The sequence below is a fragment of the Vibrio sp. 1731 genome (assembly GCF_033339955.1).
Lineage (GTDB): Bacteria > Pseudomonadota > Gammaproteobacteria > Enterobacterales > Vibrionaceae > Vibrio > Vibrio alginolyticus.
Genome location: NZ_JAWOVO010000006.1, coordinates 71217 through 90057 on the forward strand (window position 1 = coordinate 71217; position 18841 = coordinate 90057).

The window sequence follows — 18841 nt, forward strand, 5'->3', positions numbered from 1 at the left end:
AACAGAAAAACTTTTTTTAAAAGTGAATAGTGAAGAGCCAGAGGTACTATGCCTCTGGCTCTTTTTGTTGAGAATTACTCTCATATCTTTCTATTGCTTCTGCTTTCCTATATGTTATCTGTATACGTTGTAACCAAAAGGAATTTGGAATTGAATCGTAATGTATGGCTTCTATCCCTCTGCCAAGCCTTATTAATGACAGGGAATATTTTACTCATATCTGTTATTGCCCTTATTGGCAAAACACTTGCGCCGTCATCAAGTTTTATCACATTACCAGTTGCACTGCAGTTTTTGGGACTGATGGCCGCGACAATTCCCGCGTCGCTAATTATGGGCAAGTTAGGGCGTCGCCTTGGTTTTAGCCTTGGTAATGTCATTGGCATTTTGGGTGCTAGTCTAGCGACGTATGCATTAAGTCAACAAAACTTCTACCTGTTCTGCATGTCTACGTTTTTGCTTGGTGTTGGTATAGGTTTCGGTACTCTATACAGGTTTGCTGCCATTGAAGTGTGTGAAGAGTCGGCAAGGCATAGGGCGATTTCGATATCTATGGCGGGTGGGGTGTTAGCGGCGATCCTTGGACCTAATTTGGCGGTGTACTCACAGCAGTGGTCAGGTGATGGCTTATACATTAGTGCATTTGCTGTGCTTGTCGTGCTTTATATAACCGCGTTGGTTGTGCTACAAACCATTCGTTTTCCACCTGCACACACGCAGGCGCTACACGCTAAGGCGGATAAGCTGAGACTGATTATTCGTCGACCTAATTTCATTCTGGCCGTTATCGCGGCAATGGTTGCGTACGCGGTGATGAACATTTTAATGACAGCAACTCCTTTAGCGATGATTGGTTGTGGCTTTGATTTTGATAAAGCGGCGGGAGTGATCGAATGGCACGTGTTGGGTATGTTTGCACCTGCGTTTGTCACGGGCCGTCTGATAGAGCGGTTTGGCGCTAAGAATATGATTTTGGCGGGTGGATTGCTATTTGTTGCTTGTATTGGAATTAATATACATGGAGTGTCTATCTGGCATTTTAGTCTTGCTTTAATCCTGTTAGGAATAGGGTGGAACTTTATGTTTATCGCAGCAACCGGGCTGTTTAGTCAAAGTTATGAAGCGAAAAACAGAAGCAAGGCTCAAGCGTTTAATGAATTCTTCGTGTTCAGTTGTGTCACCATCACCGCATTACTATCTGGTTGGCTTGAGTCTACCGTAGGTTGGCAGAATCTTAATTTGTATGCTCTTCCATTTGTGTTACTCGTTATCGCGATGTTTGCGTTAAAAACGAATAAAAAGCCAGAATCACAAACCGCTTAATTGAGGCTTAATATATAACCCGGCCGATCGTGTCGGGTTTGTTTATTAGCTCAAATCAACAATCTCTTCTTTATGTTTTTATCGATAATGTGAATTCCCACAATAAAAATGTCGATTTGATAAGACTTTTTATCTAACTTTTTGTAATAAAAATAAAAATCCTGTATATATCTTGCCGAAAATCAATAAAAACTAAAGAAGTTTCGTCTATGTCAGCCAATATTTCTCATAAAGCTCAAGAAACTCTCGTGAGGGAGTCTGAGGAACTCGTCTCAACAACGAACTTACAAGGTGTTATTACATATTGTAATGAAGCCTTTTGCCGCGTTGCTGAATACACTCACGAAGAACTTGTCGGTCAGAACCATAATATAGTTCGTCATAATGATATGCCTAAAGCCGCTTTCGGTGATATGTGGGCACGCCTTAAACAAGGTAAAGCCTGGCGTGGAATGGTTAAGAATGCCACTAAGTCTGGCGGTTACTATTGGGTTGATGCTTATGTCACCCCTATCTACGAAGACAACCATGTTGTTGGGTATCAATCAGTGCGCGTGAAACCAAAGCGAGAGTGGGTTGATATTGCGACAAAAGCCTACAAAAGCATGCGTGCTGCAGAGAAGTCTGGTCGAACTTGGTCGTTGAAAATCAATGAAACCATTCGCTATGCGATTCTACTTGGTGCACTAACCGCACCTGCAACCGCATATGCGTTGTCTGTTGAAGGGCCGTTGGCTTGGCTTGCAAGTGCGTTACCTGCAAGTGTTCTGGCTCTGTTATTCCGCCAAGAGTTAATTGATACACCTCAGCAACTTAAAAAGTTACAAAAGCAATATGACAGCGTAAGTCGCTTGATCTATTCCGGTAACACGGCATTTTCGATTGCCGATTTCCATATCAAAATGCTATCCGCAAGAATTCGAACCGTGTTAGGAAGAATGACTGACTCCGCATTGCCTTTGCAGCATTGCGCCGAAGAGCTTAGTCAAACAACGGCAGAAGTCTCAGCTGCATTAAATCAGCAAAATACCGATATTCATCGTGTGCGAGATGCTACCCAAGAGGTGGAGTTGTCGGCAAATTCGGTTTCTTCGAGTACCAATGATGCCCATATGTTGATTGATGATACATTGAAGTCATGCTTGATGGCGAAGGAGACCATTGATCAAACGCACACCAATCTAGCGCAATTAAGCCTTCAAGCTGAAAAAGCGACGGAAACGACGTATCAACTGAGTGATCAGGCGCAGAAGGTGAACCATTTGATGGAAGAGATTGGTGGAATCGCAGAGCAAACCAATTTACTGGCACTTAACGCGGCGATTGAAGCAGCAAGGGCAGGGGAGCAAGGTCGTGGTTTTGCTGTTGTAGCTGATGAGGTCCGCGCGCTTTCTGGGCGTACATCCAATGCAACTGAACAAATCCAAGCTTCTATCTCCACTATGTTGGCAACGATTCAAAGTTGGCAGAAAGATATTCTGGCAAACAAAGAGCAAACCGATGCCTGTTCTCAAGTAGCAGAACAAAGCGCGTTGCGTTTGTCTGAAGTTGAACAGATGATGCAAACCATGAGTGGGCTGATGGTTGATGTAGCAGAAGCGGCGAATAACCAGTTAAAGCTATCTAGTGATGTAAACCAGCACATTCATTCTATCGCTTCGACCGCAGAACAAAACTTGGCAGCAACACATTCAGTGGAACAAAACAGCCGGCAGTTAAAAGACCAAGTACAAGATTTCTATCAGCTCGCACTTCGATTTGAAGACAAATAGTCGTAACGAAAGTTGTAATGTTTATGTCCTGGCTGCGTTTACACGAATAGGAGCCAGATAAAAGAAAGCCCCGCCATTGCTGGTGGGGCTTTTCAGTTTTCACATTCGCAATAGAGAAAACTGACTATCTTTTTACTGCAATTACGCGAGTAGCTCTTTTGCTGTGTTCACTACGTTTTCAGTCGTGAAACCAAACATTTTGAATAGTTCGCCAGCTGGTGCAGATTCACCGAATGAAGTCATACCAATGATGCGACCGTCAAAGCCTACGTACTTGTACCAGAAGTCAGCAATACCTGCTTCAATTGCGATACGTGCTGTTACGTCTGATGGCAGTACAGCTTCACGGTAAGCGGCGTCTTGTTTGTCAAATGCATCTGTTGATGGCATTGAAACAACGCGTACTTTCTTACCTTCAGCAGTTAGCTGTGCTGCTGCTTCTACTGCTAGTTCAACTTCAGAACCTGTTGCGATAAGGATTAGCTCTGGCTTGCCTTCGCAATCTTTCAGAATGTAAGCACCTTTCGCGATGTCTGCTACTTGTTCTGCTGCGCGCTCTTGTTGCGCAAGGTTTTGACGAGAGAAGATCAGTGCTGTCGGTGCATCTTTACGTTCAATCGCTAGTTTCCAAGCTACAGCGGACTCAACTTGGTCACATGGACGCCATGTGCTCATGTTTGGTGTTAGGCGTAGCGATGCCATTTGCTCAACTGGTTGGTGAGTTGGACCATCTTCGCCAAGACCGATAGAGTCATGCGTGTACACTTGGATGTTCTGAATTTTCATCAGCGCAGCCATACGCATTGCGTTACGTGCGTACTCCATGAACATTAGGAATGTTGCGCCGTAAGGAACGAAACCACCGTGTAGCGCGATACCGTTCATGATCGCTGTCATACCGAATTCACGTACGCCGTAGTGGATGTAGTTACCAGAGAAGTCGCTTGCTTCTAGAGACTTAGAACCAGACCACATGGTTAGGTTAGAAGGTGCTAGGTCAGCAGAGCCACCCATGAACTCTGGTAGTAGAGCGCCAAATGCTTCTAGAGCATTTTGAGACGCTTTACGTGATGCGATGTTTGCTGGGTTAGCTTGAAGATCAGCAATGATTTGGCTTGCTTTTTCTTCCCACTGTGCAGGAAGCTCACCGTTTACGCGGCGTTTAAATTCAGCTGCCAGCTCAGGGTACGCTGCTTCATAAGCTGCAAATTTCTCGTTCCACGCTGCTTCCTTAGCTGCGCCTGTTTCTTTCGCTGACCATTCTGCGTAGACTTCTTGCGGAATTTCAAAAGGACCGTGCTCCCAACCTAGTTCTTTGCGTGTTGCTGCAATTTCTTCAGCGCCTAGTGGTGCACCGTGACAGTCGTGTGAACCAGATTTGTTTGGTGAACCAAAACCGATGATAGTCTTAGTACAGATTAGAGTAGGGCGAGGATCCGCTTTTGCAGCTTCAATCGCTGCGTTGATTGCTTCAGAATCATGGCCATCTACTGCTGGGATTACGTGCCAACCGTAAGCTTCGAAACGCTTAGGTGTGTCGTCAGAGAACCAACCTTCAACGTGACCGTCGATAGAGATGCCGTTGTCATCCCAGAATGCGATCAGCTTGCCTAGACCAAGAGTACCTGCAAGAGAACATGCCTCGTGCGAAATACCTTCCATCAGACAGCCGTCGCCCATGAACACGTAAGTGAAGTGGTCAACGATGTCGTGGCCTTCTTTGTTGAACTGTGCTGCTAGCGCTTTTTCAGCTAGAGCCATACCAACCGCGTTAGTGATGCCTTGACCTAGCGGACCCGTTGTGGTCTCGATTCCTGGCGCGTAACCGTACTCTGGGTGACCAGGAGTTTTAGAGTGAAGCTGACGGAAGTTTTTCAGATCGTCGATAGACAACTCGTAACCTGCAAGGTGCAGTAGAGAGTAAATCAGCATTGAGCCGTGGCCGTTAGACAGTACGAAACGGTCGCGGTCTGCCCACTCAGGGTTTGATGGGTTGTGGTTTAGATGAGAGCGCCAAAGAACTTCAGCGATGTCAGCCATACCCATAGGTGCACCTGGGTGACCAGAGTTAGCTTGTTGAACACCATCCATGCTTAGCGCACGGATTGCATTTGCTAGATGTTTACGATCCATAGTGATTACTTCTCGATATTTGATTTAAATAGAGGGAACTCGCCGAAACAAGTTCAAATAGAATTTTTTGAAAATAGTGTTGATGGTAAAAGCGAGTAGACGGGCTACTCGCTTTTGGTAAGCAATTAAAGCTTAGCTTCGATCATCGCTTCTAGTTTGCCTTGGTCAACGGCGAAGTTGCGGATACCTTCAGCCAGCTTCTCAACAGCCATTGGGTCTTGGTTATGTTCCCATAGGAACTCAGCGTGAGTCATTGGTGCTGGACGCTCAGCTGCGCCTTTAGAATCAACTAGTTTCTCAACTACTTCACCTTCAGCTGCTTCTAGTTCTGCAAGTAGAGCAGGAGCGATAGTTAGACGGTCACAACCAGCTAGTTCTAAGATCTCACCGATGTTACGGAAGCTTGCGCCCATAACTACAGTTTTGTAGCCGTATTCTTTGTAGTAGTTGTAGATCTTAGTTACAGATAGTACGCCTGGATCTTCTTGAGCTTCGAAGTCACGGCCTTCTTTCGCTTTGTACCAGTCCATGATACGACCAACGAATGGCGAGATTAGGAATACACCCGCTTCTGCACAAGCACGTGCTTGAGCGAACGAGAATAGAAGCGTTAGGTTACAGTTGATGCCTTCTTTTTCTAGGATCTCAGCTGCGCGAATGCCTTCCCAAGTTGAAGCCAGTTTGATAAGGATACGGTCGTTAGTGATGCCAGCATCGTTGTACATTTTCACTAGTTGACGAGCTTTCGCTACGCTGCCTTCCATATCGTAAGATAGACGAGCGTCTACTTCTGTAGAGATACGACCTGGGATAGTTTTTAGGATTTCTTTACCGATGTTTACTGCAAGCATGTCACAAGTATCTTGAACTTGTTGAGCTTTGTCGTTGCTCTGTGCTTTAGCGTATTCGATTGAAGCATCGATTAGAGGTGCGTACTCTGCGATTTGAGCGGCTTTAAGGATAAGAGAAGGGTTAGTTGTTGCGTCTTCTGGCTGATACTTTTTAATTGCATCAATTTCGCCAGTGTCTGCTACTACAGTCGTTAGTTTACGAAGTTGCTCTAACTTGTTGCTCATAATCGATCATCCTATTTAAATGGGCTTAAGCGTGATTTTTGTTATCACAGCTTGTGCATTTGCAAGCGAGTTAGCTAACCGTCTCATCGCATTTAATGAGACATCTGCTCAGCCAACTACGGAAAATTTCGTTACCGAACAAATGCTATGAACATTTGATCGATAGCTGAGTAAATGATGTGTCCATATTTATCCTATCTATGCTGAAAGTCAATCGCTGAAATGGACTTATAGTGAACTTCATCAACGTTTTTTTACTGTGTGTTTAGTGGTTAACCCAAATAAACGTTTGCCCTTATTGTTCAAAGCTTGAGCGTTGTCCAAGAGGGTAAAAAATTGTAGTGAGAAAATGTTATTGCGATGAGCAAATGTAGCGTTTAAATTGATAAAGAACATATGCTAAGTCAATGAGCATATGTTCACTTATTGCATACAATATCGATCCTCTTAAAGGGCGAGAGAAACCATGAGCAGTTCTAATCAAGATATTTCCATTGAAAACACGGATTTGTTGACAGAGATTTCCGTCGCGTATTATCAAGACGGTGCGACTCAGGAAGAGATATCGAGAAAATTTGCCATATCACGCGCAAAGGTCGGGCGAATGCTCAAGCAGGCGCGTGATGAAGGCATTGTTGAAATTACCGTTAAATACCATCCGGTGTTCAGCGCCAAGATTGAACAACGTTTGATCGAGCGATTCGGCGTTAAGCGCGCGCTTGTTGCTCTTGATCAACCGAATGAAGAAGCGCAACGACTACAGGTATCGGGATTGGTGTCCAATTATCTCACTAGCACGCTCAAAAACGGCATGGTGGTGACGGTCGGACAAGGGCGCAACGTGTCGTCTGTCGCTCACCATATTGGTGTTATTACGCCGCGTGATTGTAAATTTGTGTGTGGCATTGGTGGTATTCATCCGCGTGGCGGTATGTATAACGCCGACCATATTTGTCGTCAGTTGGCGAAGAAATATGGGGGGACCTCTGAAACACTTTATGCGCCGGCTTACGCAGAAAACAGAGAACAGAAGTTGGCCTTTATGCAAAATGCAACCGTGAAACAAACGCTCGACCTAGCACGTAAAGCCGATGTCGCTTTGGTTGGTATTGGTGACATGAGCGAAAACAGTTACATGGTCGACTTAGGTTGGTTTACGCCTGATGAAGTGGTTCAGTCGAGACTTCAACAAGGTGTGGTAGGGGATTTTGCAGGTTATGACTTCTTTGATATTCACGGTAATGTAGCGAACACGGTAATGAGTGACCGAGTAATTGGACTTGGTATTGAAGAGTTTCGGCCGATCTCGGAAGTCATTGCGATCGCAGCTGAGAACAGCAAGCCACTCGCTCTACTCGGAGCATTAAGAACTGGAGCGATAGACGTGATCGCCACGAGCGTTAGCAACGCATTAACCGTGCTCAACTTAGATGAGCAAATGCATGGCAACGCGACATCTGAACGCTAACGGAAATAGTCGGCTTTTGATGTAGTCAGGCTATGAGGGGTGACAAATCACTCATAGCCAGTTTCTATTTCGAAATGACAAGTTTGGTTTAGAAGCTGCGTTTAGTATATTGGAACACATCATCTTTAGATAAACGTAAGATACTTTGTTAAACAGACACTTGTCTTAACGCTCGATAGGTAGAGAGTGGTCTGCACCCCATTCGGTCCAAGAACCGTCGTACACCGACAGATTGTCCAGACCAATTTGATACGCCGCGAGTAATAAAATGCATGCGGTCACACCGGAGCCGCAACTAAAAATAATTGAAGTGTCACTATCTATCGTTAGTGCGCTAAATATCTGTTGCAACTCTGAATTTGGTTTAATGTGACCGTTGGTTAAGAGTTCTTGAAACGGTAAGCAAACCGAATTTGGAATGTGCCCACTACGTAGACCTTCTCGTGGCTCAGGCACTTCACCAAGGAAGCGTGCTTTGGCTCTGGCATCGATGATATTTGCACTTTTATTGGTGGAATGAGCAAGAACATCTTGTGCACTCAAAAAGGCATTTTGATTGAGCTTACCCGCAAAGTTACCTTTTTCGCTTGGTTGCGATAGGGCACTTTCGACAGGAAATCCGGCTTCAATCCAAGCAGGAAGACCGCCGTTTAAGACTCGAACATTATCATGTCCCATAGCTTTGAACATCCACCAAGCTCTTGGCGCGGCTAAAGTGCCAGAGTTGTCGTAAACCACAATCAAATCTTCGTTGTTCAAACCGAGTTGTTTCGCACTTTGGTTGAAGCCTTCTTCTGTTGGCATCATATGCGGCAGAGAAGAACCGGGTAAGCAAAAGTCATTGTCGTAATCAAAGCGTAAAGTATTTGGAATCCACTTATCTTGAATCTTTTTGCCTTCAGAAGGGATTTGAAACGCAATACTAGCGTCGAGGAGCTTGACGTTAGGTTGGCCGAGAAGGCTATTGAGTTCATCAGTACTAATCAGTGCTTGCATTGTCTTTAGTTTGTTAGGTGGATAATCTTACTGTTTTACAACAAAAAAATCGCATGTTCAAAAGAACGATGCGATTTTTAAGCTTGAGATTGAAGATTTATGATGAAGGGGCGCTTTCGCTATGCCTTCAATCTATCTAGTTACATGGTCCAAGTGTTGTCTCCAGAAGTAATCACTTTCTGAATTGGGTCACTACCGTCATAGAACCAAATTTCAACAAGTAGGCTACCTTGGCTATCAGAAACATTAAAGTCGACATTTGCTGTACCATTGTTGAGTGGAACCGATGCGACTTTGCTTGGGTATTTTGCATCGTAGTTACCTGAACTGTTCTCGACAAACTCTTTGTACACGCTTAGGTGTGCTCGTTGTGAAGAGAAACCACTGATGTCTACATTGAGCGTACCTTCCGTCACTGGGTTGTAGCTAAAGCCATCTGGTACTACTAGATCATGCATGGTTGCATCTTCCACTGTTACCGTTGTCTCTTCTTCAGTAGTTTCTTCCTGCTGGGTAGTATCTTCCTCTGGCACCGTGGTTTGGGTTGGTGGAGGTGGTGTACTGTTACCACCACCGCCGCCTCCGCCACAAGCCATTAGTGCTAATCCCATGATGATTGTGATAAGTGCTTTCATAATGTTATCTCCCTATGGAATGTAGCATTTGTTAGGTGTTGGAGAGGTGTGCCAATCTGTGCTTAGTTCGCCACCAGACTCAGCCCAAGTTTGGAATTGAGGGTATGCATCGACCATGTCTACACGCTCTAGCGGCCAATCCCAATCCTCTACTATCAACAGTGCCCAAGGTAAGTTGTTTGCTGTTTTGAAGTACACACCTTGCGCAGGGTCACTTGCATCGACGCCGACACCGAAGAGGTTTTGGTCATCAAACTGTTCTGTTGGTGCTTGGTCTGCTAAGTGAACTTCCCACTTACGCCCTGGTTGGAAAGTAATACCATCGCCATGGTAAGTGCCCGGTGTTGCAAAGATGAACGGGTCGTATGGCATGGCTTGAATTGCTGAACGGTCAGAGCCTTCAGTGAAGTACACATTCAAGGTAAAGGTGAGTGAAACGTTATCATCACAGCCAGACTCGGTACGGAAGTAGCTACAGCTGCTCGCCGCGTGTGTGCTTAAGTCTTCACTGATGATGAAAATGGCTTCATCAGAAATACTTTCCAAGCCATTAGATGCTTGTTCTACACCATTGAAGGATAGCGTCGTTAATCCATTTTCAATCGAGCTTCTCAAAACACCCGGTAGTCGGATTGCGAAGCCATTTTTGTAACTTGCGCCGTAAGCCGCTAGGTCACCAGTAATTTGAATATTCTCAACATGACCAGCAAGACTGGTTTCAGTGATGCGGAATTTCACGACCACATCGTTCATATCGTAGTCTGCGGTGTATGGCCAGTTATCTTCGTAAGCGACGGTGGCGTAATCTTCTGCACTCGGGAAATATTCCACTGAGTAGCCATTACCAGTAATGGTAATTGGGTAATCTTCCACCTCACCAGATGTCGAACCACCATCGTAGTTTAATCCGGTTTGTTGGCTAAAGCGGAATCGGCTCCAGCTAGACCCTTGCGTTGCAGCGGTTGAAACGACAAACGGTAGGGGATTATTACCCGCAGACAGTAGTTGGTCAGTAAAGACTTGTTCGCCTTCATCATTAAAGTCACCATCGCGGTTCCAGTCAAACCATGCTGATAGGTAACCAGAAGTAGAAGCAGTCACATTCACAATTGAGCTTAAGCCTGGGTCAAGTGCGGATACAAAACCAACACCATCTTCATCGGCTGTGCCCACAGAGTTGTCGTTTGCTTGACCGTCGGCATCACCATCAGGAGCGACTGAACCAAGCCAAGTTACACCGTCGACTTCGTGGCGAGGACCGTTTGACGCAAGTGTTGTGTGGTAGCTGTCTGGAGCATCACCGAAATCAATTGGCTCGTCTTCGTTAATCACCGGAGCATTTGCACAACGTGCGCCATCATTTTGGCTTGAGCTTGGACCGTTGGATACAAACTCAACCGCAGGAACGATACCTGCTGCGATATTGGCTGCGTTACCTTCCGAAAGGTCAACGCGATAGATTTTGCCATCTTGGTTACGTGACACGTAGTAGTTGCCGTTTACATCGAAGTAGCCAGCACCAAATGTGCCTTTCTCACCTGTGTCACCTATCGCAGTTGCGCTACCATTTGATGGGTTGAACTGATATAGCACACCAGAGTTGTTGTCGATGCCGTAAAGGGAGCCATCACCTGGATGAAATGCAAAGTCGGTTAGGTTCACAGTCGTTGTTGAGCTGATTTTCACGATGCTCAATGTCGCATTTGGATCAGAATCGAGCGGAGAAAGGTCAATGGAGAAAAGTCCTTTGCCTTTGCGGTACAAGTAGTAGACGTGGTTGTAAACGTCACCTACGTAAAACGTGTGGTCGGTAGGAAGACCCGAAACATCAAGTGTCTCTGCTTGGAAGTCTTGACCAAGACGAACAATCTTTTTGTTTGTGGTGTCGTAGCCGTAGATATAACGGTCAGTGAAGTTAAAGCCTACACCGTTGATGCCCGAAGCCAAACCTGTGTCGTCCTCTAAAAGAGTCGTAGAGCCTGTAACCAAATTGACGCCATAGATTTGAACCGGGGTTGATTGGAACAGGTATGCTTGGCTTGGGCACGTATCAAATGGCGCCGCTTGTGCGTAAGCGCTCGCTATTAGAGACCCAAGTAGTAGTGATGTCCTTTTCATAATTCGCCCTCTCATTGGTTCGTGATATATGCAATGAAAGGAATGTGCCAACTTTTAAGTTGTTGAATTTTATAGAGCTAAGATTTGTAAGAAGAAGGGTTGTAAATCTGATTGTCAAAATGAGAAAAAGCCCAACATCGAGTTGGGCTTTTTGGGAATGATTAGAGGTATAGAACTAACTACAAACCGGACAGGAGGGCATTTTCATCAGATTCATTTCTCGCCAAGACATGCTGAGCGCATCCAAAATCAGAATTTTTCCTTTCTTTGGTTGGCCGTAATCAGCAATCACTTTAATCGCTTCCATCGCTTGCACTGCGCCAACAATACCCACAACAGGCGCCATTACTCCAGCTTCGACACAACTTAGCGCATCGCTGCCGAAGAGAGCACTTAAGCACTGGTAACATGGTTGCGCTGGGTCGTCGTAAGTAAACACACTCACTTGGCCTTCCATGCGAATGGCCGCGCCTGAAATCAGCGGTGTTTTGGTCGCAAAACATAGGCGGTTAAGTTGATTGCGCGTATCGACGTTATCTGATGCATCGACAACAATAGTGTGCTGTTCGATCAAGCTTTTTAGCTCTGTATCATCAAGACGCTTTGCGATGGTATCTACAATGATGTGCGGGTTAAGTTCGCGTAGCGCATTGGCCGCCGAGTCTACCTTCTTACGACCAATATCCGCATCGTGGTGCAGCACTTGGCGCTGAAGGTTAGACAACTCGACGATATCATCATCAATCAGCGTGATTTTACCGACACCAGCAGTCGCCAAATATTGGCTTGATGCGCAGCCTAAACCGCCAGCACCAAGCATCAATACCGATGCTTGTTTGAGTGCTTCTTGTCCTTCAAAGTCAAACTGACGAAGAATGATTTGGCGGTTGTAACGCAACATTTCCTGATCGGAAAGAATATCCACAACGTCTTCCTAGTAAAGGGTTGAGTTGAATAGTTGAATCTGAACCGTTTCGCCCACTTCAACTCGGCCGCGTTCACGTTCCAATACAACAAAACAGTTCGCTAGGCTCATTGAGCGGAATGCACCAGAGCTTTGGTTACCGGTTGTTTCAACGACAAACTTGCCATCTTCCAATGTATAGATACCACGTTGGTAATCGGTACGACCTGGCGCTTTCTTAAAGGCGGTTTTGGTTGTTGCTGGAATAGATTCGGGTGCTTTCCATTCTGTATGGCCTGCAAGTTTTGCCAGCATTGGTTGAACAAGCACGTACATAGTAAGAACTGCAGAAACAGGGTTACCCGGCAGCCCACAGAACCAAGCTGTACTTAGCTTACCAAATGCGAAAGGTTTACCCGGCTTGATTGCTAACTTCCAGAAACCGATTTCACCAAGCTCTTCAAGAATGTCTTTGGTGTAATCCGCTTCGCCCACACTAACACCGCCTGAGGTCACAACCACATCTGCCAATGTTTGCGCTTGTTCAAAGGTTGCTTTCAGAGTCTCTGGGCAATCTGGAATGATGCCAAGATCAACGGCTTCACAACCGAAGTTCTCGATAAGTGGTTTAATACCGTAACGGTTGCTGTCGTAGATCTGACCTTCGTCTAGCGGTTCGCCCAGTGGTTTAAGTTCATCACCAGTAGAGAAGAAAGCAACTTTTGGCTTACGTACTACTGTCACATGGCTAACACCAAGCGACGCAATCATCGGAATATCGCGAGGTGTCAAACGTGCACCTTTTGCCAGTACGATGTCGCCTTGTTTGATGTCGTCACCTGTTGGGCGGATGTTGTTTTGTGGCTTCACGTCGGTTTGGTTGAACTGAATGCCAGCATCTGTTACTTCAGTGTTTTCTTGCATGATAACGGCATCACAACCCTGTGGGATTTTTGCGCCAGTCATGATGCGAACACAGGTACCTTGAGGCCATTCACCTTCAAAAGGTTGTCCTGCAAATGATTTACCTGCCAGAGGCAATACAGAAGATGACTCAAGATCTTGAATGCGAATAGCGTAGCCATCCATTGCTGAGTTGTCGAATGGCGGTACGTGGATAGGAGACAAGATATCTTCTGCCAGTACAAAACCGAGTGCTTCAGCAAGTGGAAGGGAAAGCGTTGTTTGGATAGGTTTGATTCGCGATAACATTTTGTCCATCGCTTCTTCAATTGGCATCAAGCCAGGTGCGTCGCAGCAGCCCATTGAGAAAATCCTGTGTTCTTTTGTTTTGTGGCAACTTTACCATAAAAGGGGACTGAGTAAGAATGTCCACCTATAAAATATGGGTGTAATTATTCAAAAATCCGAGTATCCTTGTCAGCCATCCAAAAGGGGTAAAAAACCTGCGGAGCTCAAGAAAATCAGCTCAGTACCTTCATCTGATGTGACTTGGTGTAAAGACACGAACTGAGCAACTCAAAGCGAAAAGTATGAATGCAATTTTGATTGGGTTTGTACGAAGGCTGAAGTAAAACAAAAGAGGAAGTGGAATGTCAGGTCTTAGCGAGTCAGCGAAGTTAGTAAAAGAAGCGCTAGAGCAACGCGGTTTGGAAACGCCAATGCGTCCAAACAACGTAAGTCGTGAAGAGAAGAAAGAGAAGATCGAACACCACATGCGTGAGATCTTAGGTCTACTTCAACTTGACCTCACTGACGATAGCCTAGAAGAAACCCCTCACCGCATTGCTAAGATGTACGTTGACGAAATCTTCTCTGGTCTGGATTACTCCAACTTTCCTAAAATCACGGTGATTGAGAACAAGATGAACGTGAGCGAGATGGTTCGCGTGAAGGACATCACAGTGACCAGTACTTGTGAACACCACCTTGTGACCATCGATGGCAAGGCTGCTGTGGCTTACATTCCACGTGGCAAGATCATTGGCCTGTCAAAGATCAACCGTATCGTTCGCTTCTTTGCCCAGCGTCCACAAGTTCAAGAGCGTATGACTCAGCAAATTCTTGTTGCACTTCAAACGTTGCTTGAGTCCGATGATGTGGCAGTGACGATTGACGCAACACACTACTGCGTGAAATCTCGCGGTGTGATGGATGCAACCAGCGAAACCACGACAACAGCATTGGGCGGTATCTTCAAAAGCAACCCAGCAACGCGTGCCGAGTTTCTGCATGGTTTACGTTAGGTAACCAAGCACTATTCTAAGAGGATGGCAAACGCCATCCTTTTTTATGCTTGTTTAGAAAATGACTTCATGATTTCTGGCCAATACATTTTGACGTAACCTGCCGATACCCAAACAACCAATACAGTCGCGATACTGAGCTCTAGAAAACCAAAGTCGTGCAGCCAGTGCCAGTGAGGGTGCGATTCGGCAAAAAAAGAGGTTAAGCGATGCATTGCGATAGCGCTGATCACGGAAGGAAAGGTTACTGCCGCGATAGAAGGTTGAAACTTCAAGCGAAGTAAGCGGAAGTAACATAAGTAGATCAATAACGTCATAGTGATGGCGATCCCTGCCAATGCGCCTGTCAGTATCGGATCAGGTAAGGGAAAGTTCACCAAGTATGCTGCTAATGACAAGTTTACCGGCGCGGCCATAATCGCGAGGGTTGGTCTTGCTCGCCTTGGTAGAGAGCCGAAAAACACTAAACGATACAACACGAGTGGCAGCATGAAGAAATAAATGCCGATGCACATCATCGCTAACGTTTCGGAGAATAAGTTGTGACCTAGTTGAGAACCGGCTAGTGAACTACTGATTAGCCCCACCGGATAAAGAAACCAACTCGGTACGATATTGGACATTTTGAAGTTCATTAGCTGAAAGCTAAAAAACAGCACCATCATAGTAAAATGCAGCAAAAGCGCCATAAACCAAAGTGGATAAGCGATGATAGGTGCTACAGCGGCAAGATAATCTGCAAGGATCAGTAACGCCATACTCATTGGTGCCATTAAACTACCACTCAGTGGGTGACGAATGTCGACCATGAATAATCGTGGATTCGCGGCATATTTTATGAGTACAGGGGCGAGTAAAAGTGCGCCGAGTGACGCTAAAAATGGGCGTATCGGTTCACCAATCTCAGGAACATAGAGTGCCCAAGCTTGCCCTAAACCTATCATACCTAGTGCCAACGCGGCTTGAGACGGCGGGACACTATAAAACTGCACAAGTCTTCTCCAGTTCAAATCTACTCCATTTGATTTTTGCCTGAATGAAACAAAACATGACGATTTGGATGAAATGCTCTATTTAGGTAGCGAATACTAACAAGTATGGAGAGGGGTTTCTCATGAAAGGTGGTGAGCAAATATCAGAGAATGATAATTTTGTGAGTTTGGTATCGAATATTTGGGAAAAGATGCAAAAATGCAGAGTTTATCGCTCCAAACCCTTCGATAGTCTGGAGCGAAGTGATAACAAAGAGAATGTTATGTTGATTGATTCTCCGGTAGATCCTGTTGGCGTAACTTTTCGTTTTTGATTGTGCGATGCAGCAGCTGGCTGTAAATAGGTTGTCCACCCAACAATTGAGCAATAATCACAGCGCCCAAACAAGTAATGATCAATGGCAGGATTAAGTAGTAGTTATTCGTCATTTCAATCACTAACAGAATACCAGTAATCGGTGCACGTACCGTTGCAGCAAACAGGGCCCCCATGCCCGCAATCGCAAATACACCAGGCTCGATATCAAGCGCAGGGAGCAAGACATCAGCACTTGATCCGAACGCATAGCCAAATAAGGTTCCCAGAGCAAGCATAGGTGCAAAGATGCCTCCCGGCGCACCAGAACCAAAACAGAGCAGGGTTGTAATTACACGACCAAAGAAAAGCAAAACTAAAATGGATACCGAGTAGTTACCGTTAGTAATGTCAGGAATAAGGCCGATACCACCACCAGTTAGTTGGGGTACGTACAAAAGAAGCAAACCAAACACGCCTCCCAGTAACGAACCCACAATCAAGTAGCGCTTACGATCGTTTTTGTGAATTGCGACAAAACGGTCTTGTGCCACGGTAATCAGTTTATTGAAGATCACGCCAAACACGCCAAACAATGCGCCAAGCAATAAAAACAGCCATAGGGTTTGAAGCTCTGGCGACTGGTATTGCGGCATAGTGATAACGGCGTCTTGCCCGTTGATGGCGCGAAACACTATGTTCGCCATAATGGCAGAAATGATCACTGCGCGAATTGAGATCAAAGAGTAGCGAAACTGAGGTCGCATTTCCTCCACAACGAACATAATGCCTGCGAGTGGGGCATTAAAAGCCGCAGCCAAACCGCCAGCAGCACCAGAAGCGAGCAGGGAGTGGCGGGTATCGTCATCCTTTACGCGGAATATATCGGTCACCATTCGACCAACAGCGCCCCCCATTTGAACGGTTGGGCCTTCACGACCCAGCACCATACCTGAGCCAAGTGCGCCCATGCCGCCGAAGAATTTTACTGGTAGAACTCGCCACCAGCGCACTGGACGAATATTATCCATTGCCCCTTCGATTTCAGGAATACCAGAACCTGCCGCTTCTGGCGCAAAGCGGTGCACAAGAAAATAGCCAATAAAAGCTAAAAGTGCGCTAATGAGAACCGCTGCCAGCCACAACGGTAGAACATTACCAATTTCGCTTCTTAACCATTCTGTTCGTGTTTCAGAAACGAAATGAACGGCAAGCTCGAAATACGTACCGACAAAACCAGCCAACGTACCCACAATGGCGGCCATAATGAGAACAGAAAATGGTGTTGACCCTCGAGAGACAAACTGGTTAATCGCATCTTTCGGTACGTGCGCCAACACAGATTTCACAATTCTCTCGCGTTTGGTCATTAAAAAGCTCTCCTGTTGCTGGGGGAAGGGACGAAAGAAAGTATACGCTTCGCAGAGTCTAGACCTAATCAATAAAGATGCAATTTAGCTTTTCACTATTGAGTGTTCGAAGTGTCGCGATATTATTCATTCACTCAGATTGTTCTATTGCTCTCATAATTTAGGATAAAAAACTTGTTTTTTGAGAAAAATGAACCATGCTTTAATTGTAAAGCAACATGACTGCTTCAGAAGGAGGGATGTGAGGTTTTACACACAATTTGGATGGATTCAAACCCTACGGTAAGTCCTCGTTTTATGTTCGGGATGCATCAATAGACATCGCCGATTCGCACACTCACGATTGAGTAACGAGGTAGAGGCGCACGAACATGTGCGCCTTCTTAATTTCTGCGTTATAACTTTCATCACCATAACTTTCATCGCCACCTGCCACTATTTTTCTCTTGAACATTTTCTTGCAGTTAGTAATGTCTTGGTTCGATGTCAACCAACTAGAGCAGTGCATGCGCTTTTATCTTCGACTCTTACTTTCTTTATGTTGTTGTTCGGTAACGTTTCCGGCACTTTCAACGCCGAGCTGGTGGCAAGACACGTTGTCAGCAATGCCATATTCCAATTTAAAAGAACGTATAGAAAAAAGTGGAAGCTGGTATGGTTGCGAAGTGCAGTTGCGAGACAACTCAACGTTTATCAGCGCATTTTGTTTGGATGATTTTTCGTACTACCAGCAGCACTTGTATGGTGAAGTGATTTTGAGAAGAGAAAGTGCTCAGTTCTCGTTTCTCACTGAATACGAGTGGCAGCGTCTGAATGACTTACTTCTCAACTTAAGAAAGGATGGGTTAGTTTTACGCAGAGTTACTATCGGACAAGAACACTATGATGTCGTTGAAGCTCTGGAAAAGAAATCTTCCGAACTTGTCGATAAAGAAGTTGTTTTGTTGATGAACCGCTATCCACAAGAAACGATTCGAAGTTTGCTTTGGGTAAAACCGGACGAGTTTCTGACGCCATCACCGTCCTTAAATGTGCAATTGCGCAGTGATGGCGAAATTATCGAGGTCAAAGTGACTCGTTTTTAGATTCTTTATGGAGAGATAGGAAGGTCGCCATTGCAGACTCATCCAAAAAACCATCCGATTTTTTGTGAGCGCGCAGGTATTGATAGCCTGCAATTAGCTTGCGGTGTATCTCTTCTGCATCGTCTGACAACGGCTGATTCATAACGTGTTGAAAGGCAAGTTTGTACGCATCCATATCCACGACTTCAGCACGGCGATATAAATAACCACATCCCGTTGCTAACCATTCGAGAGAGCAATTGGCGCGCATTGCAATTTGATTTGCTTTGGTTAGGCTAGGTTCACTGCCTTTAAGGTATTTGCGTATTAAAGCTTCAGACACATCGACGCGTCGAGCGAACCCGCTGATGCTTTCTTCTCCGATCAGGGTGGCTAGGCGTTGGGCAAAAGACATATTTCGTACTCCAGTTCGAATTGCGAAAGTTTACCCGTTGAGCCGGTACGAAAACAAGACTACGATGAATGCA

The 18841-nt window shown here is 45.5% G+C and carries 15 protein-coding genes; 5 read left to right on the forward strand and 10 right to left on the reverse strand.

Translation table 11 applies throughout. From position 1 onward, the window contains the following. Positions 1–150 precede the first annotated feature (150 nt). A complete protein-coding gene (locus R7035_RS08985; protein WP_285400210.1) occupies positions 151–1323 on the forward strand; it encodes an MFS transporter in 1173 nt (390 codons plus the stop codon). A 209-nt stretch (positions 1324–1532) separates the two neighbouring features. Further along, on the forward strand, positions 1533–3095 hold the full coding sequence (locus R7035_RS08990; RefSeq protein ID WP_065275191.1) for a methyl-accepting chemotaxis protein: 1563 nt from the start codon (positions 1533–1535) through the stop codon (positions 3093–3095). 141 nt (positions 3096–3236) lie between these two features. Here R7035_RS08990 and tkt read toward each other — a convergent pair whose 3' ends face one another. Then, positions 3237–5228 carry a transketolase gene (gene tkt, locus R7035_RS08995; protein WP_206953443.1) on the reverse strand — a complete coding sequence of 664 codons (1992 nt, stop codon included), beginning with the start codon at positions 5226–5228 and terminating at the stop codon, positions 3237–3239. Positions 5229–5353: 125 nt separating this feature from the next. Then, positions 5354–6304, reverse strand: a complete 951-nt coding sequence (tal, locus tag R7035_RS09000; RefSeq protein WP_005373488.1) for a transaldolase — start codon at positions 6302–6304, stop codon at positions 5354–5356. Positions 6305–6770: 466 nt separating this feature from the next. Here tal and R7035_RS09005 point away from each other — a divergent pair, with 466 nt between their 5' ends. Beyond that, complete coding sequence (locus R7035_RS09005) at positions 6771–7772, forward strand: sugar-binding transcriptional regulator (protein WP_005387670.1); 1002 nt, start codon at positions 6771–6773, stop codon at positions 7770–7772. A 165-nt stretch (positions 7773–7937) separates the two neighbouring features. Here R7035_RS09005 and R7035_RS09010 read toward each other — a convergent pair whose 3' ends face one another. The 5 genes from R7035_RS09010 to moeA form a co-directional block, all read right to left on the reverse strand. Next, positions 7938–8768, reverse strand: a complete 831-nt coding sequence (locus tag R7035_RS09010) for a sulfurtransferase (protein WP_042522665.1) — start codon at positions 8766–8768, stop codon at positions 7938–7940. Positions 8769–8908: 140 nt separating this feature from the next. Further along, the gene (locus R7035_RS09015) at positions 8909–9403 is read right to left on the reverse strand and encodes a hypothetical protein (RefSeq protein ID WP_169629067.1); all 495 of its coding nucleotides are present in this window, start codon (positions 9401–9403) and stop codon (positions 8909–8911) included. A 12-nt stretch (positions 9404–9415) separates the two neighbouring features. Next, positions 9416–11521, reverse strand: a complete 2106-nt coding sequence (locus tag R7035_RS09020) for an LruC domain-containing protein (protein ID WP_206953446.1) — start codon at positions 11519–11521, stop codon at positions 9416–9418. 175 nt (positions 11522–11696) lie between these two features. After that, the gene (gene moeB / locus R7035_RS09025) at positions 11697–12446 is read right to left on the reverse strand and encodes a molybdopterin-synthase adenylyltransferase MoeB (protein ID WP_206953447.1); all 750 of its coding nucleotides are present in this window, start codon (positions 12444–12446) and stop codon (positions 11697–11699) included. 9 nt (positions 12447–12455) lie between these two features. Next, entirely contained in the window at positions 12456–13691 is a 1236-nt protein-coding gene (moeA, locus tag R7035_RS09030) for a molybdopterin molybdotransferase MoeA (protein ID WP_017635208.1), read from the reverse strand. Between the two features lie 287 nt (positions 13692–13978). On the opposite strand from moeA, the gene folE reads away from it, so the two are divergent. After that, complete coding sequence (gene folE / locus R7035_RS09035; RefSeq protein WP_005373478.1) at positions 13979–14632, forward strand: GTP cyclohydrolase I FolE; 654 nt, start codon at positions 13979–13981, stop codon at positions 14630–14632. A gap of 44 nt (positions 14633–14676) precedes the next feature. On the opposite strand, the gene R7035_RS09040 is transcribed toward folE, so the two are convergent. Both R7035_RS09040 and clcA read right to left on the reverse strand, forming a co-directional pair. Then, on the reverse strand, positions 14677–15624 hold the full coding sequence (locus tag R7035_RS09040) for a TDT family transporter (RefSeq protein WP_005373475.1): 948 nt from the start codon (positions 15622–15624) through the stop codon (positions 14677–14679). A gap of 261 nt (positions 15625–15885) precedes the next feature. After that, a complete protein-coding gene (gene clcA / locus R7035_RS09045) occupies positions 15886–17289 on the reverse strand; it encodes a H(+)/Cl(-) exchange transporter ClcA (RefSeq protein ID WP_042522660.1) in 1404 nt (467 codons plus the stop codon). A gap of 470 nt (positions 17290–17759) precedes the next feature. Here clcA and R7035_RS09050 point away from each other — a divergent pair, with 470 nt between their 5' ends. Continuing rightward, positions 17760–18374 (forward strand): hypothetical protein, encoded by a 615-nt coding sequence (locus R7035_RS09050; protein ID WP_080773711.1) that lies wholly within the window; start codon positions 17760–17762, stop codon positions 18372–18374. On the opposite strand, the gene R7035_RS09055 is transcribed toward R7035_RS09050, so the two are convergent. Then, positions 18355–18768 carry a helix-turn-helix domain-containing protein gene (locus tag R7035_RS09055; RefSeq protein WP_005373470.1) on the reverse strand — a complete coding sequence of 138 codons (414 nt, stop codon included), beginning with the start codon at positions 18766–18768 and terminating at the stop codon, positions 18355–18357. The genes R7035_RS09050 and R7035_RS09055 overlap by 20 nt on opposite strands. Positions 18769–18841: the final 73 nt, after the last annotated feature.